This window comes from Rhizobium sp. Root708 (genome assembly GCF_001429725.1).
Lineage (GTDB): Bacteria > Pseudomonadota > Alphaproteobacteria > Rhizobiales > Rhizobiaceae > Rhizobium.
On sequence record NZ_LMHV01000008.1, the window covers coordinates 61,482 to 86,623 of the forward strand.

The 25,142-nt window shown below is 60.2% G+C and carries 21 protein-coding genes; 9 read left to right on the forward strand and 12 right to left on the reverse strand.

The features are described 5' to 3' along the window. The first annotated feature begins 24 nt into the window (after nt 1-24). From ASE04_RS08410 to apnL, 6 genes are all read left to right on the forward strand, one after another. Nucleotides 25-966: a D-ribose ABC transporter substrate-binding protein gene (locus tag ASE04_RS08410; RefSeq protein WP_056814949.1), complete on the forward strand. Its 942-nt coding sequence runs from the start codon at nt 25-27 to the stop codon at nt 964-966. Between the two features lie 78 nt (nt 967-1,044). Beyond that, on the forward strand, nt 1,045-1,689 hold the full coding sequence (locus ASE04_RS08415; protein WP_056814952.1) for a DUF2291 family protein: 645 nt from the start codon (nt 1,045-1,047) through the stop codon (nt 1,687-1,689). A gap of 2 nt (nt 1,690-1,691) precedes the next feature. Beyond that, entirely contained in the window at nt 1,692-3,236 is a 1,545-nt protein-coding gene (locus ASE04_RS08420) for a sugar ABC transporter ATP-binding protein (protein ID WP_056814955.1), read from the forward strand. Beyond that, nucleotides 3,233-4,297 (forward strand): ABC transporter permease, encoded by a 1,065-nt coding sequence (locus ASE04_RS08425; RefSeq protein WP_056814958.1) that lies wholly within the window; start codon nt 3,233-3,235, stop codon nt 4,295-4,297. The genes ASE04_RS08420 and ASE04_RS08425 overlap by 4 nt, the downstream gene beginning before the upstream one ends. A 1-nt stretch (nt 4,298) precedes the next feature. Beyond that, a complete protein-coding gene (locus tag ASE04_RS08430; RefSeq protein ID WP_056814961.1) occupies nt 4,299-5,333 on the forward strand; it encodes a Gfo/Idh/MocA family protein in 1,035 nt (344 codons plus the stop codon). Continuing rightward, nucleotides 5,330-7,207: a D-apionate lactonase gene (gene apnL / locus ASE04_RS08435; protein WP_056814964.1), complete on the forward strand. Its 1,878-nt coding sequence runs from the start codon at nt 5,330-5,332 to the stop codon at nt 7,205-7,207. Before ASE04_RS08430 ends, apnL begins: the two co-directional genes overlap by 4 nt. Nucleotides 7,208-7,269: 62 nt before the next feature. Here the strand turns inward: apnL and ASE04_RS08440 are convergent, their stop codons facing one another. The 5 genes from ASE04_RS08440 to ASE04_RS08460 form a co-directional block, all read right to left on the reverse strand. Further along, complete coding sequence (locus ASE04_RS08440; RefSeq protein WP_056814967.1) at nt 7,270-8,586, reverse strand: extracellular solute-binding protein; 1,317 nt, start codon at nt 8,584-8,586, stop codon at nt 7,270-7,272. A gap of 45 nt (nt 8,587-8,631) precedes the next feature. Beyond that, nucleotides 8,632-9,480, reverse strand: coding sequence for a carbohydrate ABC transporter permease (locus tag ASE04_RS08445; protein ID WP_056814969.1), 849 nt, complete (start codon nt 9,478-9,480; stop codon nt 8,632-8,634). Further along, complete coding sequence (locus tag ASE04_RS08450) at nt 9,477-10,358, reverse strand: carbohydrate ABC transporter permease (RefSeq protein WP_056814972.1); 882 nt, start codon at nt 10,356-10,358, stop codon at nt 9,477-9,479. The genes ASE04_RS08445 and ASE04_RS08450 overlap by 4 nt, the downstream gene beginning before the upstream one ends. Next, a complete protein-coding gene (locus tag ASE04_RS08455) occupies nt 10,351-11,433 on the reverse strand; it encodes an ABC transporter ATP-binding protein (RefSeq protein ID WP_056814975.1) in 1,083 nt (360 codons plus the stop codon). Before ASE04_RS08455 ends, ASE04_RS08450 begins: the two co-directional genes overlap by 8 nt. A gap of 66 nt (nt 11,434-11,499) precedes the next feature. Then, on the reverse strand, nt 11,500-14,259 hold the full coding sequence (locus tag ASE04_RS08460; protein ID WP_056814978.1) for a glycoside hydrolase family 2 protein: 2,760 nt from the start codon (nt 14,257-14,259) through the stop codon (nt 11,500-11,502). A gap of 187 nt (nt 14,260-14,446) precedes the next feature. On the opposite strand from ASE04_RS08460, the gene ASE04_RS08465 reads away from it, so the two are divergent. Continuing rightward, nucleotides 14,447-15,481 carry a LacI family DNA-binding transcriptional regulator gene (locus tag ASE04_RS08465; RefSeq protein WP_056814981.1) on the forward strand — a complete coding sequence of 345 codons (1,035 nt, stop codon included), beginning with the start codon at nt 14,447-14,449 and terminating at the stop codon, nt 15,479-15,481. Here ASE04_RS08465 and ASE04_RS31455 read toward each other — a convergent pair. The 7 genes from ASE04_RS31455 to ASE04_RS08505 form a co-directional block, all read right to left on the reverse strand. Then, a complete protein-coding gene (locus ASE04_RS31455; RefSeq protein WP_244490363.1) occupies nt 15,478-15,942 on the reverse strand; it encodes a hypothetical protein in 465 nt (154 codons plus the stop codon). The genes ASE04_RS08465 and ASE04_RS31455 overlap by 4 nt on opposite strands. Before the next feature lie 166 nt (nt 15,943-16,108). Continuing rightward, nucleotides 16,109-17,266: an N-methyl-L-tryptophan oxidase gene (gene solA, locus ASE04_RS08480; protein ID WP_056815004.1), complete on the reverse strand. Its 1,158-nt coding sequence runs from the start codon at nt 17,264-17,266 to the stop codon at nt 16,109-16,111. Between the two features lie 9 nt (nt 17,267-17,275). Continuing rightward, nucleotides 17,276-18,769: an HAL/PAL/TAL family ammonia-lyase gene (locus tag ASE04_RS08485; RefSeq protein WP_056815007.1), complete on the reverse strand. Its 1,494-nt coding sequence runs from the start codon at nt 18,767-18,769 to the stop codon at nt 17,276-17,278. Beyond that, nucleotides 18,766-19,542: an ABC transporter ATP-binding protein gene (locus tag ASE04_RS08490; RefSeq protein WP_056815012.1), complete on the reverse strand. Its 777-nt coding sequence runs from the start codon at nt 19,540-19,542 to the stop codon at nt 18,766-18,768. Before ASE04_RS08490 ends, ASE04_RS08485 begins: the two co-directional genes overlap by 4 nt. A gap of 28 nt (nt 19,543-19,570) precedes the next feature. Beyond that, nucleotides 19,571-20,275, reverse strand: a complete 705-nt coding sequence (locus ASE04_RS08495; RefSeq protein WP_056815015.1) for an ABC transporter permease — start codon at nt 20,273-20,275, stop codon at nt 19,571-19,573. Nucleotides 20,276-20,284: 9 nt separating this feature from the next. Then, on the reverse strand, nt 20,285-21,010 hold the full coding sequence (locus ASE04_RS08500; protein ID WP_056815017.1) for an ABC transporter permease: 726 nt from the start codon (nt 21,008-21,010) through the stop codon (nt 20,285-20,287). A 100-nt stretch (nt 21,011-21,110) separates the two neighbouring features. Continuing rightward, complete coding sequence (locus tag ASE04_RS08505) at nt 21,111-21,953, reverse strand: transporter substrate-binding domain-containing protein (RefSeq protein WP_056815020.1); 843 nt, start codon at nt 21,951-21,953, stop codon at nt 21,111-21,113. A gap of 197 nt (nt 21,954-22,150) precedes the next feature. On the opposite strand from ASE04_RS08505, the gene hutC reads away from it, so the two are divergent. Next, nucleotides 22,151-22,906, forward strand: coding sequence for a histidine utilization repressor (hutC, locus tag ASE04_RS08510; protein WP_056815144.1), 756 nt, complete (start codon nt 22,151-22,153; stop codon nt 22,904-22,906). Nucleotides 22,907-23,174: 268 nt separating this feature from the next. Next, a complete protein-coding gene (locus ASE04_RS08515; protein WP_056815023.1) occupies nt 23,175-25,124 on the forward strand; it encodes a PrkA family serine protein kinase in 1,950 nt (649 codons plus the stop codon). The last annotated feature ends 18 nt before the right edge of the window (nt 25,125-25,142 follow it).

The following is a 25,142-nucleotide window of genomic DNA, read 5'->3' on the forward strand; positions in this document are numbered from 1 at the left end:
CTTATTCACACTCGGGAGGAAAACATGACACTGACACGTAAACTCACCCTGGCGGCTTTTGCCGGCGCGCTGGCACTCAGCACGGCCATTCCGGCCTTCTCGGCGGACCTCATCGCCATCATCACGCCGGCCCATGACAACCCTTTCTTCAAGGCTGAAGCCGTTGGTGCCGAAGCCAAGGCCAAGGAACTCGGCTACGAAGCCCTCGTCATGACGCATGACGACGACGCCAACAAGCAGTCCGAAATGATCGACACCGCGATCGGTCGCGGCGCCAAGGCGATCATTCTCGACAACGCCGGCGCCGATGCATCGGTCGCAGCCGTCAAGAAGGCCAAGGACGCAGGCATTCCGTCGTTCCTCATCGACCGCGAAATCAACGCCACGGGCGTCGCTGTCGCGCAGATCGTCTCGAACAATTACCAGGGCGCGCAGCTCGGCGCTCAGGAGTTCGTCAAGCTGATGGGCGAGAAGGGCAACTATGTCGAGCTGGTCGGCAAGGAATCCGACACCAATGCCGGCATCCGCTCGCAAGGCTATCATGATGTCATCGACGACTATCCGGATCTGAAGAGCGTTGCCAAGCAGTCGGCCAACTGGAGCCAGACCGAAGCCTACGCAAAGATGGAAACCATCCTGCAGGCCAACCCCGACATCAAGGGCGTAATTTCCGGTAACGACACGATGGCCATGGGCGCCATTGCCGCCCTGCAGGCCGCCGGCCGCAAGGACGTGATCGTCGTTGGCTTCGACGGCTCCAACGATGTTCGCGACTCCATCAAGGCAGGCGGCATCAAGGCAACCGTTCTGCAGCCGGCTTACGCGCAGGCACAGATGGCCGTTGAACAGGCTGACGCCTACATCAAGAACAAGACCTCGCCGAAGGAAGAAAAGCAGCTGATGGATTGCGTCCTCATCAACGCTGACAACGCTTCCAAGCTCGAGACCTTCGCGCTGGCGAAGTAATTGACGTAAAACAGCCACAGAGGGTTCGGGAAACCGGGCCCTCTGTGGTCTATTTCACATAACTTCGAGGTTCATCGCATGTTGAGGATCAGGGGCGCCCTGATCGCCGCTCTCGTGGCGGCGGCTTTGCCTGGCTGCAAGATCATCAAGACGCCGACTGCCGAGGAAAAGGCACAGGCGGCTGCAAAGGACGCATTCGATCCGAATGCAAAGGTCGAGGCGATCTGGCAATCGCAGGCTGTTCCCTATTTCGAAAAGCGCGCCGGCGAGCTCAAGGACGTGGCGGCACTGGCCGCGTCGAGCCCGGATCAGGCTGGCGAAAAATACGGAAATCCAAGGAAGCAGGCTAGCTCGCCTTGGACCTATGCCGTAAAATTCTCCGGCAAGGTAATTGCAGCCGATACGCAATCGCGCGCCGCAACGCTCGATGTCGACGCCGATGGGGACGGCAAGGCCGATGCCAAGGTGCAGATCGGCCCCGCGCTTCGCGGCACGGCGCTGCGCGACACGCTGGATTTCGTCAACTTCAACGAATTCAAGAACCAGATCGAATGGGCTCAGTTCGGCAAGGCCTTCAATGAGAAGGCAAACAAAGCCTTTCTTTCGGCCGTGCCGCGCGATGGACTTGTGGGCAAGACGGTGACGGTCTTCGGCGCCTTCCCGGTGCCAAGCGGCGGCCAGCTGCCGCTGGTCACGCCATCGGAACTGACGGTGGGGCAATAGCCATGAGCGAAGCCCCCAACAACAACATCATCCTTCGCCTCGACGATGTTTCGAAGGTTTATTCGGGTATCGTCGCGGTCAAGCGCGCCAATCTCGAATTGCGGCGCGGCGCGGTCAACGTGCTTGTCGGTGAAAACGGAGCCGGTAAATCGACCCTGATGAAGATCATCGCCGGCGTCGAACGGCCAACACTCGGCAAAATCATTCTCGACGGCGAGCAGGTTTCCTTCGACAGCCCGGCTGATGCGCAGGCACACGGCATCGGCATGATTTTCCAGGAACTCAATCTTTTCTCCAACATGTCGGTGGCCGAAAACATCTTCGCCACGCGCGAGATCACCCGCGGTTTGCGCGGCATCGACCACAAGGCGCAGGTCGAAAAGGCCAATGCATTCCTGAAGCGACTGGATGCCGGCATCGACGCCGGGACGATGGTGGAAGACCTTCCTATCGGCCAGCAGCAGCTCGTCGAGATCGCCAAGGCGATGTCGCTGAACGCACGCATCCTGATCATGGATGAACCGACGTCGGCGCTGTCGGCGGCCGAAGTCGAGATCCTGTTCAAGGTGATCGCTGAGCTGAAGGCGCAAGGCGTCGCCATCGTTTATATCTCGCATCGCCTGGAAGAGCTGATGCGGATCGGCGATTACATCACCGTGCTGCGCGACGGCCAGATCACCGGCCAGGCGTTGGTCCGCGACATCGACACGCGCTGGATCGTGCGCTCGATGATCGGCTCCGACGCCAAGGACTTCGCTAAGTCGGTGGACCATGCGGTCGGCAAGGAAATGTTTCGTGCGGAAGACATCAGTCTTCCCCGTTCGACCGGCGGCCTTGCGGTCGATCGCGTCTCCCTGTCGGTCAAGTCGGGCGAGATCCTCGGCATCTACGGCCTGATGGGCGCCGGGCGCAGCGAATTCTTCGAATGCGTGATGGGGCGCCACGCGCACTCCACCGGCAAGATCTTCATCGACGGCAAGGAGGTCGCTGCGCGTGACGTGACTCGCCGCATCCGCCGGGGGCTGGCGCTGATCCCTGAAGACAGGCAACGCGAAGGACTGGTCCAGGTTCTTTCGATCGCCAGCAACCTGTCGCTGGCAAGCCTCAACCGCTTCGCCCGGTTCTTCCATATCAACGCGGCTGCGGAGAAGACCGCCATTCGCGACGCCATCAAGGATCTCGCGATCAAGGCGCCCAATCCCGATTTCGAGGTGACCTCGATGTCGGGCGGCAATCAGCAGAAGGTGGTGATCGGCAAGGCGCTGATGACCAACCCGAAGGTTCTTTTGATGGACGAGCCGAGCCGCGGGATCGACGTCGGCGCCAAGGCCGACGTTTTCCGCACCATGCGGCGGCTGGCTGCAAACGGCCTCGCCATTCTGTTTTCGACGTCAGACCTCGAAGAGGTCATGGCGCTTTCCGATCGCATCGCGGTTTTGAGCAACGGCCAGCTGGTCGCTGTTTTCAACCGGGACGAGGCGACGGAAGAAGCTATTATCGCGGCTTCGGCCAAGGGACACGGACATCAAGGGAAACTCGCGTCATGACGGCGGCAACCTCAACCACTTCTTCGCCGACGAACACGAACGGCTCTGTTCTCCTGACGCTGATGAAGCTCAGAACCTTTATCGCGCTGTTCGCCGTTATCATCTTCTTCGCGATCTTCGCTCCGAACTTCACATCGACGGCGAATATGATCCTGATGTCGAAGCACGTCGCGCTCAATGCCTTCCTGGCGATGGGCATGACTTTCGTCATCATCACCGGGGGCATCGATCTCTCGGTCGGCTCGATCGTCGGGCTTTGCGGCATGGTGGCCGGTGGCCTGATCCTCTACGGGATCGAACTGCCGGTCGGCTACACGATCTACTTCAACCTTTTCGAGATCGTGCTCATCACGCTGGCAATCGGCCTGTTCATCGGCCTGATCAACGGTCTTTTGATCACCAAGCTCAACGTGGCGCCCTTCATCGCCACGCTTGGCACGCTCTATGTCGCGCGTGGCCTGGCACTGCTTTCATCGGATGGGCAGACCTTTCCGAACCTCGTAGGACGCCGGGAATATGCGACAACCGGCTTCGACTTCTTCGGTGCGGGACGCATCCTCGGATTGCCGGTTTCGATCTGGATCCTGATCGCATTGGCACTGGTGGCAGCCTATGTCGCGCGGTCGACGCCAATCGGACGTCACATCTTTGCCGTCGGCGGCAACGAACGCGCGGCCCGCATGTCCGGTATCCGTGTCGATATCGTGAAGATCTTCGTCTACATGTTTTCCGGCCTCTGCGCCGCGATCGTCGGCGTCATCATCTCGTCGGAGCTGATGGCCGCGCACCCGGCGACCGGCGAGAGCTTCGAACTCAACGCGATCGCAGCAGCCGTCCTCGGTGGCACCTCGATGTCGGGCGGTCGCGGAACGATCGGCGGCACGATCATCGGCGCCTTCGTGATCGGCATCCTGTCGGACGGGCTGGTGATGATGGGTGTCTCATCCTTCTGGCAGATGGTCATCAAGGGGCTGGTTATTATCATCGCTGTTGTTGTCGACCAGGCGCAGCGCCGTCTTCAGCAGCGCGTTACTTTGATGCAGATGGCAAAGGCAGGCTAAGATGACGGACTTGAAAGGTGCATTGATCGGTTGCGGCTTCTTCGCGGTCAACCAGATGCATGCCTGGCACGATGTCGAAGGTGCCGAGATCGTCGCGATCTGCGATCGCGATCCCGAGCGCCTGAGGATCATCGGCGATCAGTTCGGCATTGAACGGCGGTACAGTGATGCCGAAGCGCTCTTCGCGGACGGCGGCTTCGATTTCGTCGACATCGCGACGACCGTCCAGAGCCACCGCCCGCTCGTGGAGATGGCGGCACGCCACAAGATTGCGGCCATCTGCCAGAAACCTTTTGCCAAGACGCTTGCCGATGCCAAGGCAATGGTTGCGGCTTGCCGTGATGCCGGCGTTCCGTTGATGATCCACGAGAACTTCCGTTGGCAGACTCCTATCCAGGCAGTTCGCAAGACTCTCGACGAGAACGCGATCGGGACACCGTTTTGGGGCCGCTTCACCTTTCGCTCAGGTTATGACGTCTTTTCCGGCCAGCCTTACCTCGCCGAGCAGGACAGGTTCATCATCGAAGACCTCGGCATACACACGCTCGATATCGCGCGCTACATCCTCGGAGATGTTCTCAGCGTCACAGCCCGGACGAAGCGGGTCAATCCAAAGATCAAGGGCGAGGACGTCGCGACCATCCTGCTCGATCACGAGAGCGGCGTAACATCGGTAGTCGATGTCAGCTATGCGACCAGGCTTTCGAAGGAGCCCTTCCCTGAGACGTTGATCGAGCTCGATGGCACGGAAGGAACCATTCGGCTGACGCAGGGCTATCAGCTCGAAATCACGAATGCGCAAGGCACGCGCTCGCTTGACGTCTCGCCCAAGCTGCTATCGTGGGCGTCGCGGCCTTGGCACAATATTCAGGAAAGCGTCTACGCGATCCAGCAGCACTGGATCGATCAATTGAAGCAGGGCCGCGAGCATTCGACATCGGGAGCCGACAACCTGAAGACATTTGCTCTCGTGGAGGCTGCCTATGACAGCGCCGCCAAACGCGAGGCGGTGGACATCGGGGCTATGCTGAAATGACATCAGATGCGTTTCAGCTTTACGGCACTCATGAAGCTGAACCAGCGCCGGTTCGATTGCGCGCCGGCAAACTCGAGGCAGATCTTGCCGGCGGCAATCTGCGCAATATCCGCTACGACGGCACCGAGGTGCTGCGGACGATATCCTATCTCGTTCGTGACCGCGACTGGGGCACCTACAGTCCTGAGATAAGCGACCTGACGATCAATGAGAGCGATGGTCGCTTCGAGATCTCCTATCGGGCAGGCCTTGCCGGGCCGAAGGCAACCGAGCTCACGATCGGCGTCCGTATCGTCGGCACCGCAGATCGGCTCGCGTTTGAGGCGGATGCCCACACAGCGACCGGTTTCGAGACCAACCGCTGCGGTTTCTGCATCCTGCACCCCATCGTTGGCGTTGCGGGTGAGGCAGCGGTTGTGGAGCACGTCGATGGCGCGGTCGAGACGACCACGTTTCCCGAGCTCATCGATCCTTGGCAACCGTTCAAGGATATGCGCGCCATTACCCACACGGTCGTGCCCCAGGTAACGGCCGAATGCCGCATGGAGGGCGACACCTTCGAAATGGAGGATCAGCGCAATTGGTCCGATGCCTCCTATAAGACCTACGTTCGCCCTCTGGCGTTGCCGTGGCCGTACCAGATTGACGCCGGTGAACCCGTACGACAAAGGATCACGCTCAGCGTTACGGATCGCCGCGTTGCCACTTCGTCGCAGACCTCAGAAACCAGCGGAGTGATCAGGCTTCAGCCTGGCTCGCGAGCCGGTAAGATGCCGATGATCGGTCTTGTCATTACGCCCGAGGAAGCTGCAAACACGCTCAAAGCTGGAGCGATCCTGTCCGAGACCGGCGCACAGGAACTACTTTTCCACTTCGACCCCTCCGCCGGGCACGGTGTCGGTGCGCTCCGCGATTTTGCCGCTCTGCTCGCGGTTCATGGCGGGCGCTCGACGCTCGAGATCGCCTTGCCGTGCAAACAGTCACCAGCTGAGGAGACCCACGAGATCGCGCGGCAGATGCGGGAAGCCGGTTTCAGGCCGGATGCAATCATGATCTCGCCGTCGGTCGACCGCCAATCCACCCCTCCCGGCAGCAAATGGCCGGAATGCCCGCCGCTCGAGGATGTCTATGCGGCGGCCCACGCCGCCTTTGGCGATATCCGCATCGGCGGTGGAATGCTGAGCTATTTCACCGAGCTCAATCGCAAGCGCGTACCTGGCGAAGGGCTCGCATTCGTCAGCCATTGCACCAATCCCATCGTCCATGCAGCCGATGATCTCAGCGTCATGCAGACGCTTGAAGCCTTGCCGTTCATAACCCGCTCGGTGCGCGCGATATACGGCGCGAAGCCATACAGGATCGGCCCAGCGACCATTCCGATGCGTCAGAACCCCTATGGCAGCCGAACGATGGAAAATCCGCGTGGCGAGCGCATCCCGATGGCAAACCGCGACCCGAGACATAACGGACGTTTTGCTGAGGCTTTCGCGCTGGGCTATGCCATTCGCGTGCTGGATGCGGATCTGGAATGCCTGACCCTATCGGCATTGACCGGACCTTTCGGGCTATTCGCCGAAGCGGGCGAACGCGCGCGCCAGGGCGAACGTCGTCCGCTCTTCGATACGGTGCAAAAGCTGGCGAGGTTGAGTGGAGCGACCTGGACGGAATGCGCGTCATCGGTGCCGTCCGCGGTTCTGGCCTTCATCGTCGACGAACAATCGGCATCCACCCTGCATGTCGTCAATCTGACGCCTCTAGAGCAGCGCGTGGAACCGTCCGGCTTGGATTTGGCATCATCGGAAGATCGAATCGGGTTCGTGCTTGAGCCGTTCGCAACGAAAGTCCTACGGCTGGGAAGTATACAGGCCATCTAGCGTTAGAGATCGCCCCTGCTGTGATTGAAGAGGCTCGGCGCCGCGGCGCCGAGCCTCTTGTCTTAGTTGGCGAGCAGATCGTTCACTCGTGTCTCGGCATCAGCCAAGGCAGCATCGATGTCCTTCTGTCCCATGATCGCGGCCGCGACCTCTTCGCCGATAATGTCGTTGACGGCGAACTGGTGGCGGACCTGCGCAGGGAGTGGCTTGGCGGTCGCGGCGATATCAAGGATCGTCGTGACATGCGGCAGCGCCTTGAACTGGGCGGAGTCGATCACCGCCTGCTGAGCCGGCAGATGGCCGGTGCGCGCCCACTCGAAGTTGGTGTCCGCCATGAACTTCAGGAACTTCTGGATGGCTGCCGCTTGCTCAGGCGAGCGATCCTTCTTCGTCAAGGCCCATGAATGGCCATCCGACCAGTAAGCCGGGGTGCCGCCGAAGACGGGCGGGTAAGGATAGACGGTGTAGCCGTCCGACAAGGCGTTGCCCTGTGCCTTGGACAGCGCGTCGAAGTCGCCGACCACCCATGTTCCGTTCAGGAGAACGCCGCCGTCACCCTTGGTGAAACCGGAAAGCGATGCTGCGTAGTCCTGATCCTTCGTCGTCAGATCCTGATCGTAGATGTCCTTGAACAGCTGGACGATCTTTTTTGCTTCAGGCGTGTTCAGTTTCAGGTGGGTCGGATCCGCGAAGAAATCCGACTTCATCTGCGTCAGGTAGATATACATGGCGCGGTAGAAGGCGCCCTTCTCGTTGGCCATGCTCTGGACGAGGTAAGGCTTGCCCACCTTCTCCTTGAACTGCTTGGCCTGGGCCAGGAGCTCATCGGCGGTCTTCGGCAGGATCGGCGTGCCGTCCGCGTTGACCAAGCCGGCCTTGCGGAAATAGTTCATGTTGATGTGCCAGAGCATCGTGTGCGAGTCGATCGGAAGACCGAAGATCTGGCCATCCTTCGTGACACCCTCGCGACCGGCCGCCGTGAAGCCGGCAGGATCGACACCGGCACTCTTGAGAACCTCATCGAGCGGCTGCAGCAGCCCTTTCGACTGGTAGTCGGACAGGACGGACTCGTGGATGGTAACGAGATCCGGCGGCTCGCCTGAAGCCAACTGTGCGGTCAGCTGATCATAGCCCGGCCATTCGACCGTGTTCACGTTCACCTTGATATCGGGATTGTCGGCGGCGAACTTGTTGATCTGGGACGTGATGATACCGCATTCGCCAATGGCCTTGCTGATATCGGTGTTCGTGCCCCAGTCGGCATCACATGTGCCGAAAAACCGCTGGACGGTGATCTCGACCGGATCGGCCGCCAGGGCCGGTCCTGTCGCCAGCGCAAGCGACGCTGCCAAGAGTATATTTCGCATGCCAGTTTTCATTGCAATCTCCTCCTATTGCTGTGCGAAAACAAATTGCGGGTTACCTCAACGTGCTGCTCGGCCGGAGACGGCAGCGACGATGTATTTCTGGAAGAACAGGTAGACAAGAAGCGTCGGCAGGCCGGCAAACACTGCCTGCGCCATGAGAAATCCAAGTCCCTCGGTTTGCGCGAAGTTGGTTTGCATCGACGCGATCCCGGTGGTGATCGTGTACATCTCCTTCTTCGTCGCCGAGATCAGCGGCCACAGGTAATCGTTCCAGGCTCCGAGAAAGGTGAAGACACCGAGTGTTGCCTGCGCGGGAATGGTCTGCGGCAACAGGACCTTCCAGAAGATCGAGAAGCGCGAGGCATTGTCGAGAAGTGCCGCCTCATCCAGCTCCTTCGGTATCTCCCGAAAGTACTGCGTCATCAGAAACACCCCGAATGGCGCCGCAAGGCCCGGCAGAATGAGACCCGGATAGGTGTTGTGCAGCTTCAAGATGCTGAAGATCTGGTGACGTGCGACAATCACGGCCTGCTCGGGAACGGCGAGGCCAAACAGGACGAGAACGAACAGGATATCCCGGCCCGGGAAGCGAAGCCGCGCAAATCCGTATCCGGCGAGCGACGAGAGGATCAGAACCCCGACCGTCATTCCAAGAGACACGATCACGCTGTTCAGGAACCACCGGAAAACGTTCGAGCCGCCGAGAACGTCGAGATAGTTCTTCAGCGTGTAAGGCGCGTGGAAGACGGCGTTGGTGTCAAGCTTGAGCTCCTGATTGAGCTTGAAGGACAACGCGATCACCCAGGCAATCGGCAGGATCATGATCAAGGCGGCAAGCACGACAAGCAGCACTATCAGGACATCGCCGATCCGCGGTCTGACCATTCCAATGTTCCCGCCGGTCATCGGCTCTCCTCCTTGCGGCGTGCGACGACGTACTGGACGAGAGCCGCCATCAGAATGAGTGCGAAGAGGACCTGCGATGTTGCGGCACCCATGCCGACGTCAAAGCGGCGGAACGCGACCTCGTAGACATAGAGAACCACAGGCCGGGAGGCGTTGTTCGGGCCGCCCTGCGTCATCAGCTGAGCCTGGCCGAACAGCTGGAATTGCAGCACGCATTGAACGATGAGGACAAGCACGAACGTCCGACGAATGGCCGGCAGCGTTATGTGCCAGAGCGTTTTCCAGCGTTTCGCATTGTCGAGAGCCGCAGCCTCGTAGATCTCGCCGGGTATCTGCTGCAGCGCCGCCAGAAACAGCATCATCGGCAGCCCGATGCCCCACCAGAGCGTTGCGATGGCGATGGCCGGCATAGCCAGTTTCGGGCTGCTCAGGAAGGCAACCTGCGGCAATCCGAGCCAGCCGAAAATATTGGACAGCAAGCCGATGTCGGGGATGAAAACGATGCGCCAGATCAGAGTCACGACCGTAACCGACAGCACCGACGAGGCGAAGAAAATGGCGCGCATGACGGTCGCAAATCGCGTCTGGCGGTTCAGCGCCAGTGCCAGGGCGAGCCCGCAAACGGCGAAGGCCGGTACCGTCAGCACCACGAAATAGAGCGTGTTGACGATCGATCCAAGGAAGACTTTGTCGGCAAACAATCTGGTGTAGTTGGCCAACCCAACGAATTTGCCTGGACCGAACAGATCGGCCTTGGTCAAGCTGAGCCAGGCGCCCCATAGCAGGGGAATGACAAGCAGGAAGGAGAACACCAGTAGAAACGGTGCGACGAAAATGCCGTTCTTCAGCTCGGATTGATGTGCGGTCGCGCTACGCATCCGACATCTCCCGGCAGGCTTTGCCGTCAGAGTCGAAGAAGTGCATTCCCGCTCTGTCGAAGCCGAGCGACACCGTCTTGCCGGCGGTCAGAGCGCTGTCGCCCTTTGCCTCCGCGACGATGAGTGCGCCGGTCTTCAGCCTCGAATAGACCAGCGTCCGGTCTCCAAGGCGCTCGACAACCTCGACTGCGGCATCCAAACCGCCGACGCCGGGAGCCCCAAGCGCCACGGCTTCCGCCCGAATGCCAAGTGTGAGCGCGGCTCCGCCGCAAGCAGTTCCAATACGTGGGCTCGAACCGACAACCGTGCCGTCCGCAAGCCGTAGCCGATCACCATCGATCGTCACAGGAAGGAAATTCATCGCGGGCGAGCCAACGAACTCCGCGACAAAGCGCGTTGCCGGCTTGGAGTATATTTCCATCGGCGTGCCGACCTGCTCGATCCGCCGGTTGTTCATGACCACGATCCGATGCGCCAGCGTCATCGCTTCGATCTGGTCATGCGTCACGAAGACCATGGTCGACCGCATGCGATTGTGAAGCTGCGCCAACTCGACCCGCGTGCGAACGCGAAGGGCGGCATCGAGATTGGAAAGCGGTTCGTCGAAAAGAAATGCCTTTGGCTCCTTGACGATCGCCCGGCCGATGGCGACGCGCTGGCGCTGACCGCCGGACAACTGGCTTGGCTTGCGATCCAGGAGATTGTCGAGGACCAGTATCTGCGCTACGCGCGTCACCCGTTCCGTGATGTCGGCTTCGGGAACGCCGATGTTTCGCAGGCCGAAAGCCATGTTGTCACGCACGCTCATATGCGGGTAGAGCGCGTAGTGCTGGAAGACCATGGCGATCCCGCGTTCACCGGGAGGCAGAGGGTCGATACGCCGTCCGTCGATGAGGATTTCTCCGCGATCGATCCCCTCGAGACCGGCAATCATCCGCAGCAAAGTGGATTTCCCGCAACCGGACGGTCCGAGAAACACCATGAATTCATTGGAGTCGATCGTCAGTGTCAGGTCATCGATGACCTTTACCGCGCCGTAGCTTTTCGTGATGTTCTTGAGTTCAATAAGCGCCACACTTTTCCTCCGATATTTCCAACGCCCGGCCGAGATGGGGCGCTCCTCCGCGCCCCACGCTTCACCTCAACGACGCTGAGCGATGGTCGCGATCATTGCGTCGAACAGAGCAACGGCCACCGGGTCCGAACCCGGGGCGCTGCTCGTCAAACGGAAGGTGGTTGCGAGCAACGCTCCGCGCCCGACACTCCGTTCGGCGATAGTGACCGCGGGCTTGTGAAGCCAACCGATGACGACACCGCCATGAACGGGTCCGGCGAACTCGAACGTCCTGAAGCCGGTCATCACATGATGCGGAACCACTTTCTCGAACGAAAGATCGAGGAGCGGTCCACCAGGGATGGATGCGAACGCACCCTTGCGCCTGATCCAGCTGAAGTTCGCAATCCAGTCGCCCCGCCACATGGTTCCGTCGCGCGCAATCAGACCAATGCCCGGCAATTGCTGGTCGATACCAACAGGCATGTTGCGCTCATCGACAATCATTTCTCGATATGGGCGCTCGCCTTCGGGAACGTCGACGCGAAGGTTGCGATGGGTTGCAACGGAGCCATCGGCGATAACCAGATAACGCGCGCCTTCGCGCATTTTCTCGATGTCATCGCTGTCGAGAGCATGAGCGAGATGAATATCCGCCGCCTCGCCCTGCGCGACCGGGTAGCCGATTGCCTGCGCAAAGGCGAGCAGTTCGGGGTCCCTGGATGTCACGCTCGGCAGCCGTGTCGCGTGCCGCTTTGCGTAAACCGAGACGTCGAGGAAGTTCGTCGAAATGGAAACTCCGTTCGAGACCACTTCAAAGACAATCCGCAACCGCTCGTTCGTTGCAGCATCCGGTATCGGCAGCTTCAGGGTACCTGCTTTCGCCAGACCATTTGGACCGGTAGCCGGCAACGGACGTTCGCCACGCTCGGCATAGCTCCATTTCAGGATTGCCCCATCCGGAATCTCGCTGCCGCCGGTGGCTACGCTGACATCGACGTCAAGCACATCGCCCGCATAGACCGCCCACGCTGCAGGCCTTGCGATGATAACCAGATCGGCGTTGACCTGCGGAAACGTGTCATGAAACACGCGCGGATTGCGGTTCATGTCGAGGAGACCATTGGCCTCCCAATGAACATCGGTGAATTCCGTGATGACGTAGCCCACGATCGAGGGGTAGGATCGCATGACCTCGATCTGGTACTTGAGATTGTCGAACTGGTACCACTGCACCGCTTCGATGAAGGCACCAAAATCGCTGAAGACACCATCGAGATGCAGGGTGCTGAACCGGGTCTGGATGCCGTGCGGATAAGCGACGCCATCTCCCCAGGTAGCGCCCGTCTCCATCCAAAACGGCTCGCTACCGTCATCGAGCAACAGCTTGGAGGGATCCGGCAAGCCCCACACGCCGAACTCGGAAACGATGAGCGGTTCATCGCCGCGCCATTGCGCATCCCCAAGGCTGGAGTAGGTCCAGGACGCGTTGCCGGCGAATTGTTTGGTGAGTTCGTCCCACTCGCCCAGACGCTCCGGCACCGAACGGTAGTAGTGATAGTCGTTCAGATCCGACTTCACATGGAAGTTCGGGAAACATGCGGAATTGTCGGATACCAGGCGCGTCGGATCGAGCTTCTTCAGCCAATCATAGGTATCGGCCAGCCAGCGCCGATGATCCTCGTTCTCGACGAGGCGTGTGCCCCAGTCCTCGTTGATGATCGTCCACGCGACAATCGACGGATGGTGACCATCGCGGCGCAGAATCCCGGCCATCGTCTCCCGCATGCGCCGAGCCGAAGCCTCCGTGAACATTTGGACGTTCGGAATTTCCGTCCAGATCACCAGTCCGAGCCTGTCCGCAACCTCGTAGTAGCGGGGATCGGGAATCTTGATGTGAATACGCAAGGTATTCAGGCCGAGTGCCTTTGCCTTGCGCGCCTGATCTTCCAGGAATTCGAGCGAAGGCGGCGTGCAGATGTCGGCCGGATAGTAATCCTGATCAAGCGCCGCACGCATGTAGAACGGCGCACCGTTCAGGTAGAGCCTGCCGTCACGCGCCTCGAACGTGCGAAAGCCGAAGGTGACGGAGGTTCTATCGACAGACGCACCACCGGCGGAAAGGGTGAGATCGGCGCGATAGAGCGCCGGCGTATCTGGCGACCAGGCCTTGATGTCAGCGATCGTGGCGCGCAGTGACGTTCCCGAAGACGAGACCCGCGCCACCTCGACGCCATCGGGATCGACGATCGCGACGGTCGCTTCATATCCGCCGCCGTCGCCGGACAGTTCCAGATCAAAAGCGACCACACCCGAGGCCAGATCGGCGTCGACCTTCACGTGCTCGATATGGCACTCGCCGCACTGCTCGAGAATGACCGACTGCCAGATGCCACCCAATGGCCCGTACCAGCTCTGCTTGCCGTGCGGTATTTCCGAGAAGGGGAACTGCGGATACTGGTTGGCATCGGCGCTTGGAAGCGTAACGACGACTTCCAGCTCATTTTCCGGTCGAAGGAGATCGTGCGGGATGATGAAGGAAAGCGGGAGATAGCCACCTTCGTGCGTTCCGACAACCCGTCCATTGACCAGCACCTCGGCGAAGTAGTTCACCGCGCCGAAACGCAGCATCACCCTTTTGCCTGCCCACTCCTGCGATAGGGCAAATGTCCGCTTATAGCGCGCCCGGCCGAATGCTGTTCGCAGATCCGCAAACTCTGCCTGCCAGACCGCGGGGACGGCGCTCTTGCGCCACGCATCGCTGTCGCCAAACTGGAAATCCCAGACGCCATCAAGCGTTATCGTTTCCCGACCCGTGGCCGCCGCAGGCTCATTCTGAGTTGGCATGATCCCTCCTTGCATGTAAAATTATTAGTTATATTATTAGTAAGCATTATCGGCCTTATAACTAAAAGGCAAGCCGGTTTTTTACGCCGTGGACAGCAAGCCGCAGGGACGTTGTGGGGAACCCCAATTCCTTATAGTTTGCAATCAGTTCCAGTTGGCGGACCGAATGAGGGAGCGGGGTTAAACAGTGACGAAGCGTGCCACGATGATCGACGTTGCGCAGCGGGCCGGCGTCTCCCAGGCAACGGTTTCGCTGGTGATGAATGGCGTCAGCAATCCCCGGGTGTCGCAGGCCACCCGCGCGCGCGTCATGGAAGCCGCCGAGGAACTCGGTTATCGAAAAGGACCGCGGCATAACGTTCCCGAGCACCGCAGGCCGGTGATCGGCTTGCTGATCGACGAAGTCATGTCGACACCGTTTGCCATGCCCTTCATCGAGGGCGCGCGCGACGAGGCCGCACTGCAGGACGTTGTTGTTGCAACCTTCTGCACCCGCTCGGATCCGAAGCTCGAAAATGCCGCCCTCGATCTGCTGTTCGAGCTGAACGTGATCGGCATCCTTTACACGACGCTGACGACCCGGCAGGTCGTCGCCCCCGATCGTCTCAGCGACATGCCGACCGTGCTCATGAACTGCTATGAAAAGCAGCGCCGCCATCCGTCAGTCGTCCCCGGTGACGTCGCGGGCGGACACGCCGCAACCGATGCGCTACTCCGCGCCGGCCATCGGCGGATCGCCCATCTGAAAGGTGAGGAATGGATCGAAGCGGCGCGGGATAGGGAAAAGGGATACCGCCAGGCCCTGACCACCTGGGACGTGCCGATCGACGAAGGCCTGATCCTTACCGGCGGATGGACCGTCGACGGCGGCCGCGAGTTGACGACGCGACTTCTGGATTCAGCGGAGCCACCGACCGCGATCTTCTGCTTCAACGACCGCATGGCGGTCGGCGCCTACGACGCCATCAAGAGCCGAGGACTGAGGGTCCCCGAAGATATCTCCGTCGTCGGTTTCGACGACGAAGACCTGGCATCCTACATGGTTCCGCCGCTATCGACGGTTCTCCTTCCCCATGACGAGATGGCTCGCTGGGCCGTCGGCACCTTGCTGGATCAGAACGACGGGATCTCCGCACACCGAAGTGCACAGCGCGTGAAGATAGAGTGCCCGCTGGTCGAGCGTGGATCTATCCACCCTGTGACCTCGGACTCACGCACTTAGCTCGCACTGCCAACAAGGAAGAACGGCGAGAAATCCCTATAGCCAAGCACCGGTTCATCGCAAACCGGATCAAAGCGATCGGCCGGCTTGGTTCGATGACAGTTAGGATCGGTCTTGAAGGCAAAACCGGGAACGCGAATGTAACGGCTCGACGCAGAGACATCGAATGCAACACAGCACAGTACAATAGCGAGAAGTATTCGCATGGCGCCCTCCTGCAATATATTAATACATACTAAATTACAGATGATCCTCGCTGACAATTCATTCGAACTGAGTAAGGCGGCAGCGTCATCGTCGGCGATCGCGACGTTAGTGCAGGCATGGCCGACGACGCGCATTGGCGGCAGAACCGCCCGCAATCGATATCCAACCTTTTCCGTGGCGCCTGCCCAGCTTCCCGCGATGGGGTCCTCGTTCGTTGGGTTCAAGGCCGACGGAACAAGGTAGCCGGAGAGCATCCGATGGTGCGCGGCTGGCGCAGCGACGGTCCTGTCAGCCTCCTTGAGGAAGCGATGGATATACCCGCCGAAGGATTGATACCCTTCGAGGTCAAAAGCTTGCGGATTTCGAAGACCTGTATGACTGGTGGCGAGAGGGGCTGATCTCTGCCCCTTTCCAGCCCTGTTACGGCTGTTGGCGTTGAGCCAAAAAGCGTGTCATGGCATCGAACGAGAAGGCTCCGATCGGCAAGCTCGTTCCGCCCTGGAGCGCGAGATCGGCAAGAATCTCACCGACCACGCTTGTGAACTTAAAGCCGTGCCCCGAGCACGGCGAAGCGACGACCACGTTCGGATTGCCGGGCGCAAAATCGAGCAGGAAGTCCTCGCTTGGCAGCATGGTGTAGCGGCAGGTGATGGCATTGACCCGCAGGCCGGCAGCGGCAGGCACACGCTTTGCGATGAAACCGTCGAGCAACGCGGTGTCCGCTTCATTGACGGGCGGATTGGGCTGGTTAGGATCGATCGGCTCGCGGAAGTGAGCATGCCTTCCGATCTTGACGCCATCGACGCCAATTGCCGGAAAGCCGAAATAGGAGCCTTCTGCTCCCTCGTCGCGGAGGAAGCACGGCATGCGTCTCGGTTCGGTCGCAAAGCCGTCGCGTGGCTGATACCAGGCGACGACCTGTCGGATCGGAACAGCATGCTCCTTCAATTGCGGAACAAGTTCGGCGATCCAGGAGCCCGTGGCGACCACAACCTTTTTGGCGCGGTATTGACCAACGGTCGAACGGATCGTTACGCCGCTGTCGCTCGGCTCGATGGCGGTAACCCGTTCGCCAAAGTGCAGGACTGCGCCGTCTTGGGCCGCCAGCTTGAGATAACCCATCACGGCAGCCTCGGGTTTCAGATAGCCGCCCTGGGGATCAAGGATGGCGATTTCGCCATCGTCCAACTGAAAGGCGGGAAACCGAAGCGCCATCTCGCTTTTGTCGAGCACCTCGTGCGCCAATCCGTGCATCACGCAGGACGCACGCGTTCCGGCAACGATCTTGCTATTCTCGGCGCCGATCTGGAGAACGCCGGTGATCGTCAGGATATCCGAGCGAAGCCGAGCCTCCAACTCCCGCCAGTTGCGATAGGCCCGCTTCAAGAGCGGCACGTAGGATGGATCCTCGAAGTAGCCGAGCCGGATGAGACGGCTGTCTCCATGCGACGAACCCAGCGTATGGGCCGGGAAATAGGCGTCGATCCCGATCGTCTTTGCGCCACGCGCCGAAAGGTAGGAGAGTGCCGCACTTCCCATGGCGCCGAGGCCGATCACGGCAACGTCGAACTCAGTCATTCCAACTCCTCAGTCTAAAGCGGGCGGTGCCTCGTCTCTGATCAGAGAACGAAGCGCTTCCATGTCGCCGGCAAGCGGCCGATCGTCGGCGTAGTGCGCAACAGCCTGACGCACGGCACGATGGATGGCATCCGTGCCCGGGGCGCGCGCAGCCGTTGACGCCAGGAAATCATGCGCCTGGGCCGCCGCCATCAACTCGATCGCGAGGATATACTCGGCGTTATCGATCACTGACAGTAGCTTGTTTGCAGCGGCGGTCGGATGGGCAAGGAAATCCTCCTGCAGGCCCGAGGTTAGACCGCCATCCGTGGAAGCCGGCGCTGCCAGACGGCGGTTCTCGTTGCTGAGTGCCGCGGCAGTGTATTGTGCGATCATGAAACCCGAATTGCTGCCGGCATCGCTCGCCAGGAACGGCGGCAGGCCACTCACCAGCGGATTGACGAGCCTGTCCATGCGGCGTTCGCTCATGGCCGAAATCTGCGCAAGCGCGATCGCCAGGCTATCCGAGGCCAGCGCAAGAGCCGGCGCCACCGCGTGCGCCTCGGATGACACCACAGGATTTTCGGGGGTGCCCGAAACGGCTGGATTGTCGGTTACCGAGGCGAGCTCACGATCGACGACCTCGGATGCGTTGTCAAAGACATCACGCGCAGCGCCGTGAGCATGCGGAACGGAACGCAGGCTCAGCGCATCCTGTGTGCGTTTTCCGACTGCCGCCGCGATCAAGCCGCTGCCGTCGAGGCGACGCCTCAGGGAAGCACCGACATAGGCGATGCCCCGCGATGGGCGAAGCGCCAGGACGTTTTCGTCGAAGGCTGCCATTTGACAACCTGCGGCCTCCAGCGTCAGGGCCGCGATCGCGTCTGCCCAGTCCAACAAGCGACTGGCGCGCGCCAGTGCGACACTTGCCAAGCCTGTGGCGCAGGCGGTGCCATTGACAAGGCTCAATCCCTCCTTCGCGCCGAGAACGAGCGGGGACAGACCGATCGCATCCAGAGCCTCGCGGCCAGGCATACGTTTGCCCGCCACCGATGCGCTTCCCTCGCCGATCAAGACGAGCGCCGTATGGGCGTTATGGGTCAGATAGCCGGCAGAACCCTTTGATGGGAGATCCGGGACGCAGTCGCGTTCCAGAAACATCGCCAGATGGCGGATGATATCCGCGCGGACGCCGGAATGACCATGTGCGAAATTTGCGATCTGGGCGGCGATGATGGCGCGAACCTCGCGCGCCGCCAACAGTTCACCGACGCCGCAGGCATGGCTGAGGATGATGCTGCGCGACAGCCGGCTCTGCGAGGGGCGATCGACCACCGTATCCGAAAGCGCGCCGACGCCGGTATTGATGCCATAGGCGCGCACGCCGGTTTCAACGATCCGGTCGACGATCCGGCTTGCATTATCGACGCGTGCCCATGCCCCCTCCGAGAGCACAAGCACCTCGCCAGCGGCCACCCGCGCCACCTCGCGCCAGCCGATCCGCGCATCGATCGTGACCGTCATTGTCCGCTTCCGAAGTGGCCTATAAACTGACGGAAGGCAGGCGATGCGCCGCCGCCGAACATCTCGTCGGGCGAGCCGCTGCTTTCGACCAGGCCTTCCTTCATGAAGACCACCCGGTTGGAGACGTTGCGCGCAAAGCTCATCTCGTGGGTGACCACCAGCATGGTCATCCCCTCTTCCGCCAGTGCGCGCATGACGCGCAACACCTCGCCGACCAGTTCCGGGTCGAGCGCGGAGGTCGGTTCGTCGAAAAGCATGACCTTCGGTTTCATGGCGAGCGCCCGGGCGATCGCGGCGCGCTGCTGTTGGCCGCCGGACAAATGTGCGGGATAGGCGTGCCGCTTGGCAGCGATGCCGACCTTTTCCAGAAGCGCCTCTGCCTCGGCGATGCACTCGGCACGCGGACGCTTCAGGACATGGACCGGCCCCTCGATGACATTCTGCAGGATCGTCATGTGGGACCAGAGATTGAAGGACTGGAAGACCATGCCGAGTTCCGAGCGGATGTGGTCGACCTGCTTCTGGCTCGCCGGACGGCTCGTGCCGCCCTTGTGGATCATCCGGATCTGCTCTCCGTCCACCCAGATCTCGCCATCGGTCGCAGTCTCGAGCAGGTTGATGCACCGCAGGAAGGTGGACTTCCCCGAGCCCGAAGCGCCGAGCAGGGAAATGACGTCGCCATCCTGCGCATCGAGCGAGATGCCGCGAAGCACCTCATGCGTGCCGAAGCTCTTGCGGATGTTGCGGACGGAAAGTCGTGTAACGCCTGGCATGAAAGCTCCAATCGTGTCTGTTCGGTTCTCAGGCCTTCAGCGCCGGCGGAATCGCGCGGCGGTGCCGTGAGAGCGAGTATTCGAGCAGGGACATTGCCTGCAGGATGATGAAGTTGAGAACAAGGTAGATGATGGCCGCGCAGAGAAACACTTCCATGGTGCGGTAGGTCTGCGAGATCAATCGCTGCGCCACACCGGTCACTTCCCACACGGTCACCAGGCTTGCGAGCGCCGTTGACTTCATCATCAGGACGATCTCGGTGGAATAGGCGGGCAGCGCGTGCCTGAAAGCGATCGGCGCCAGAATACGACGGACGAGGAGCGCGCCGGACATGCCGATCGAGCGGGCGGCCTCGATCTCGCGCGGGGAGACGGCGCGAATGCCACCACGGAAGAGCTCCGCCGAGTAACCGGCGGTGCAAAGCGCGAGCGACAATACCGCGCAAACGAACGGCTCGCGCAGGAAGGGCCATAGGAACGAGTAACGGATGAAGCCGAACTGGCCGAGGCCGTAGAAGACAAGGAACATCTGGATCAGCAGCGGCGAGCCGCGGAAGATGAAGATGTAGCCCTTGGCGATAGCCGACAGGACGGGGTTCCCGCCGACGCGCATCCAGACAATCAGCAGCGCCAGCAGGCCGCCGAAGAAGATCGATAGCGAGAACAGCGCCAAGGTCGTCGGAACGGCCTTCAGCAGGGTACCCAATGTTTGAGCGAGAAAAGCGAAATCCATCGTCCTACCTCACGCCTTTCCCATGGCCGCTGTCGGCATGCTCCGATTGGCGCGCCGTTCGGCGCCGTTGAAGACCCGGTCGGAAAGGCTGGTCAGGATCAGATAGAGGATGCCGCCGACGATGAAGAACAGGAAATACTGCCGGGTGGAGCCGGCCGCCACCTGACTGGTGCGCATCAGTTCCGCCAGGCCCGTTACCGATATCAGCGCAGAGTCCTTCAGACTGAGCTGCCAGACGTTGCCGAGACCGGGGATCGCGAAACGCAGCACCTGCGGGATGATGATGCGGCGAAACCGAAGACCGCTGGGCATGCCGATCGCCGATGCCGCCTCGAGCTCACCTTTGGAAATGGCTAGGTACGCTCCGCGAAAGACTTCCGCCTGGTAGGCGCCGGAGATGATCCCGACGGCCAGCGCACCGGCGAGAAACGAGGGCATCCCGAGGAAACCTTCGTAGCCCATCGCCTTGCCCATCGAGGTGATGGCAGACGATCCTCCAAAATAGATGAGGTAGATAATCAGCAGTTCCGGCACGCCGCGAAAGACGGTTGTGTAGACGTTGCCGAGCGCGACGAGCCATGTCCTGCCCGACAGCTTGGCGGCGGAAATCATCGCGCCAAGAACGGCGCCGATCGCAAGCGCGCTCGCGGTCACGCAAAGTGTCATCAGTGCGGCGAGCAGAAGCAGCGCGCCCCATCCGGTCGAGCCGAATCCAATCAGTTCCAGTGTTGCCATGTCACGTTCCCCGCGCCTGCCGCTGTCCCGGCAGTGTCAGAATAGCATGCGGTCCCCGGCACCTGAGCCGGAGACCGGGACGTCCGGCCTCCGCCGGAAATCAGTTCTGCGGGCTGACGTCGACCTTGAACCACTTCATCGACAAGGTCTTCACGGTGCCGTCAGCGAGTGCGGACTTGATCGCTTCGTTGAACTTGTCGCGAAGGTCGGTATCGGCCTGACGGACACCAAGTCCTTCGCCCTCGCCCCAGATCGGACCGACGATTTCAGGGCCGGTAAAGGCCAGCGTGTCGTTGGCCGACTGGAATGCATTGGCAAAATACACGGCGTCGTCGAAGCCAAGATCGATACGGCCGTTCTGCAGGTCGAGATCGCGATCCGCACCGGTCTTGTATTCACGAATCTCGGCGATATCGCCAAAATTGTCGTAGACGAACTTGGCGTAGACGGTTGCCGCCTGAATGCCGATCGTCTTGCCCTTGAAAGCTTCCTTCAGCGCATCGACTTCCTTAACGCCGGTCTGGCCGGCCGTCATCTTGATCGTTGCGCCGGTGCCTGCCGCGTTGGCAAGCGGGCTGTCCTTGGCAGTCGCGAAAGCGGCCGGTGTCGCAGCATAGGGGATCGTGAAGCCGATCACCTTCTTGCGATCTTCGGTAATCGACAGAGCATCCATGATCACGTCAAATTTACCGGCGTTCAGCGCCGGGATCATACCATCCCAGTCGGACGCGACGAGCTTGCACTCGATCTTGGCGCGCTCGCACAAAACCTTGGCAAGTTCCGGTTCGAATCCGCCGAGCGTTCCGTCGGCATTGGTCATGTTCCAAGGCGCATAGGCGCCTTCAAGCGTGATGGTCGCGCTCTTCCAATCCTTGGCGGCGACGGGCGCCGCGGCGGTCGAGAGCGCCAAAGCAGCATAAACAAACAGCATATGGGATTTCATCGAAGCCTCTCCTCTGAGGTAAAACTGGCCTGGGGGCACACGTTATTGTTCTTACGGCCGATCTTCTGTCGGCTTGCTCGATCCAAAGTGAAATGCATTGATCTCGAGGTTGTATATGGTACCATATGAAATATTTTATGATATGCAAGAGGAAAGTCGCGGTCGGGCAGATTCTTCGACTGCAAAAGGAACAGGCGATGAAGCACCCAGGCAAGATGAAGCAAGAGCTGGTGCAGCACGATACCGCACCGCTTTACGCTGGCGTCAAGCAAATGATTCTTGATCGAATCCACAGTGGCGAATGGCCGCCGAAATTTCGAGTTCCTTCGGAAAATGAACTGGTTAGCGAGCTCGGCGTCAGCAAGATGACCGCCAATCGCGCACTTCGCGAACTCGCGAACGAAGGCGAACTGGTCAGAATCCAAGGGGTTGGATCATTCGTGGCGGAGCGCAAAGGCTATTCCGCGCTCTTCGAGGTCCGCAACATAGCCGACGAGATTGCCGAGCGCGGCCACCTCCACGATGCATCCGTGATCGTATTAGCGTCGGAAATGGCCTCCCCTGAGGTGGCCGATGCGCTTGATCTCGAGATCGCCGCGCCGGTTTTCCATTCCCTCGTCGTACACAGCGAGAACGGCGTTCCGGTGCAGATCGAGGACCGCTTCGTCAATCCGGCCGCCGCTCCCGACTATCTTATCCAAGACTTCTCTTCCTTGACGCCAAATGCTTATCTGACGTCAGCCGCGCCGCTCAGCGGCTCGGAGCACGTGGTGGAAGCCGTTATGCCGCAGGCGTGGGAGTGCAAACTGCTGACGATTCTCCGGAGCGAGCCCTGCCTGTCGATCAGACGCAGAACATGGTCGGGTCAACACGTCGTCTCGACCGCCCGGCTCATTTATCCGGCAAGCCGATATCGCCTGGAGACCCGAAGCGGGAAGCCCTCCGACGATTAGGCTTAGTTGTATATGGAATTAACCCTGTGAATTTTTCATACCTAAATTAGTTAACGGCCAATTAAATGCGTGGAATTCCTTTTGCGCCCTTGGCGATCTCCGCGACGCACTGCATAATGGGCACCTGACGAAGATCGCGACTATCGGCATCAGACTGTCCCGGATTTCGTGTAAGCATTTGGAACAATAGAGGGTCTGACGCGTTCATAATACGCGAGCCGACATGCAGCGATCCCGTTTAACCCAACCGGCCGCGGGAGAGCCTATTATGCAAAAAAGCGAAAGCGACGTGTTCGATCTTTTCGCCGAGATTTATACGAGCGCCGCTCAGGAACAATTCAGCCTTCAGGAATATCTCCTTGCTTGCCGTGACGACAAGCGAATGTACGCCACGGCTCAGGAACGTATGGTCGAGGCCATTGGTGAGCCCAGACTGGTCGATACCAGCGCCGACGAGCGCTTAGGGCGCATTTTCTCCAATAGGACAGTGAAGATTTATCCCTCATTTGCCGATTTCTACGGCATGGAGGACACGATCGAGCGCATCGTCGGCTATTTCCGCTATGCGGCACAGGGCCTCGAAGAGCGCAAACAGATCCTCTATCTCCTTGGACCGGTCGGCGGCGGCAAGTCGTCGCTAGCGGAACGGCTGAAGAGGCTGATGGAGCACTCCCCGATCTATACCCTCGCAATCGACGGGCAAGTCAGCCCGATCTTCGAGTCGCCTCTCGGTCTCTTCCAACCCGATCGCATGGCGGATCTGCTCGAGGACAAATACGGCATCGCGCGGCGGCGACTGACAGGCCTGATCTCCCCCTGGGCGACAAAACGGCTCGATGAGTTGGGTGGCGACATCTCCCGTTTCAGCGTCGTCAAGCTTATGCCCTCGCGACTGCGGCAGATCGCCATCGCCAAGACGGAACCGGGCGACGAAAACAATCAGGACATATCCGCCCTCGTCGGCAAGGTGGATATCCGTCAGCTCGAAAATTACAGCCAGGCCGACCCCGACGCTTATTCCTACAGCGGTGGCCTGAACCGGACGACGCAGGGCCTGCTGGAATTCGTTGAAATGTTCAAGGCGCCGATCAAGGTGCTTCACCCGTTGCTGACCGCCACGCAGGAGGGCAGCTACAACGGCACCGAGAATTTCGGCGCCTTCCCTTATCAAGGCATCGTCGTCGCTCACTCCAACGAATCTGAGTGGCAACAGTTCAAGAACAACCGTAACAACGAGGCCTTTCTTGACCGCATCCTGGTCGTGAAAGTCCCCTACTGCCTTCGGGTGACGGAAGAACGCCTCATCTATGAGAAGCTGTTGCGTGAAAGCGAGCTTTCCAAGAGCGCGTGCGCGCCGGAGGTTCTTGAAAACCTCAGCCGCTTCACTGTTTCGACCCGGCTGGCACGGCACGAAAACTCGCCGCTCCATACGAAGATGCGGGTCTATGACGGCGAGAACCTCAAGGATACCGATCCCAAGGCAAAGTCGGTGCAGGAGTATCGCGACGCCGCCGGCGTTGATGAGGGTATGACGGGTATCAGCACCCGCTTTGCTTTCAAGGTGCTGTCGGAGACCTTCAACTACGATACGAAGGAGGTTGCGGCCGACCCCGTGCACTTGATGTACATTCTCGAGCAGGCGATCAAGCGAGAGCAGTTCCCGAAGGAAACGGAAGCTTCGTACCTCGACTTCATCAAGACCGAGATCGCCGCCCGCTATGCGGAATTCATCGGCCATGAAATTCAGAAAGCCTACCTGGAATCCTACAGCGAGTACGGTCAGAACCTGTTCGATCGCTATATCGCCTACGCGGATGCCTGGCTGGAGGATCAGGATTTCAAGGACCCCGACACCGGGCAGATTCTCAACCGCGAAATCCTCGACAGCGAACTTTCCCAGATCGAAAAGCCGGCGGGTATCGCCAATCCCAAGGACTTCCGCAACGAGGTGGTCAAATTCACCCTGCGCGCACGCGCCCGAAACAACGGACGCAACCCCTCGTGGACGAGCTACGAAAAGCTTCGCGAAGTCATAGAGAAACGTATGTTCGGGCAGGTCGAAGATCTGCTTCCTGTCATCAGCTTCGGCTCGAAGAAGGACACCACGACTGAGAAGCAGCATGCCGAATTCGTCCAGCGTATGACGGAGCGCGGTTACACCGTACGCCAGGTACGCCGCCTCGTTGACTGGTACATGCGAGTAAACAAGGCCGGTTGACGATGACGAAGCGAGGGG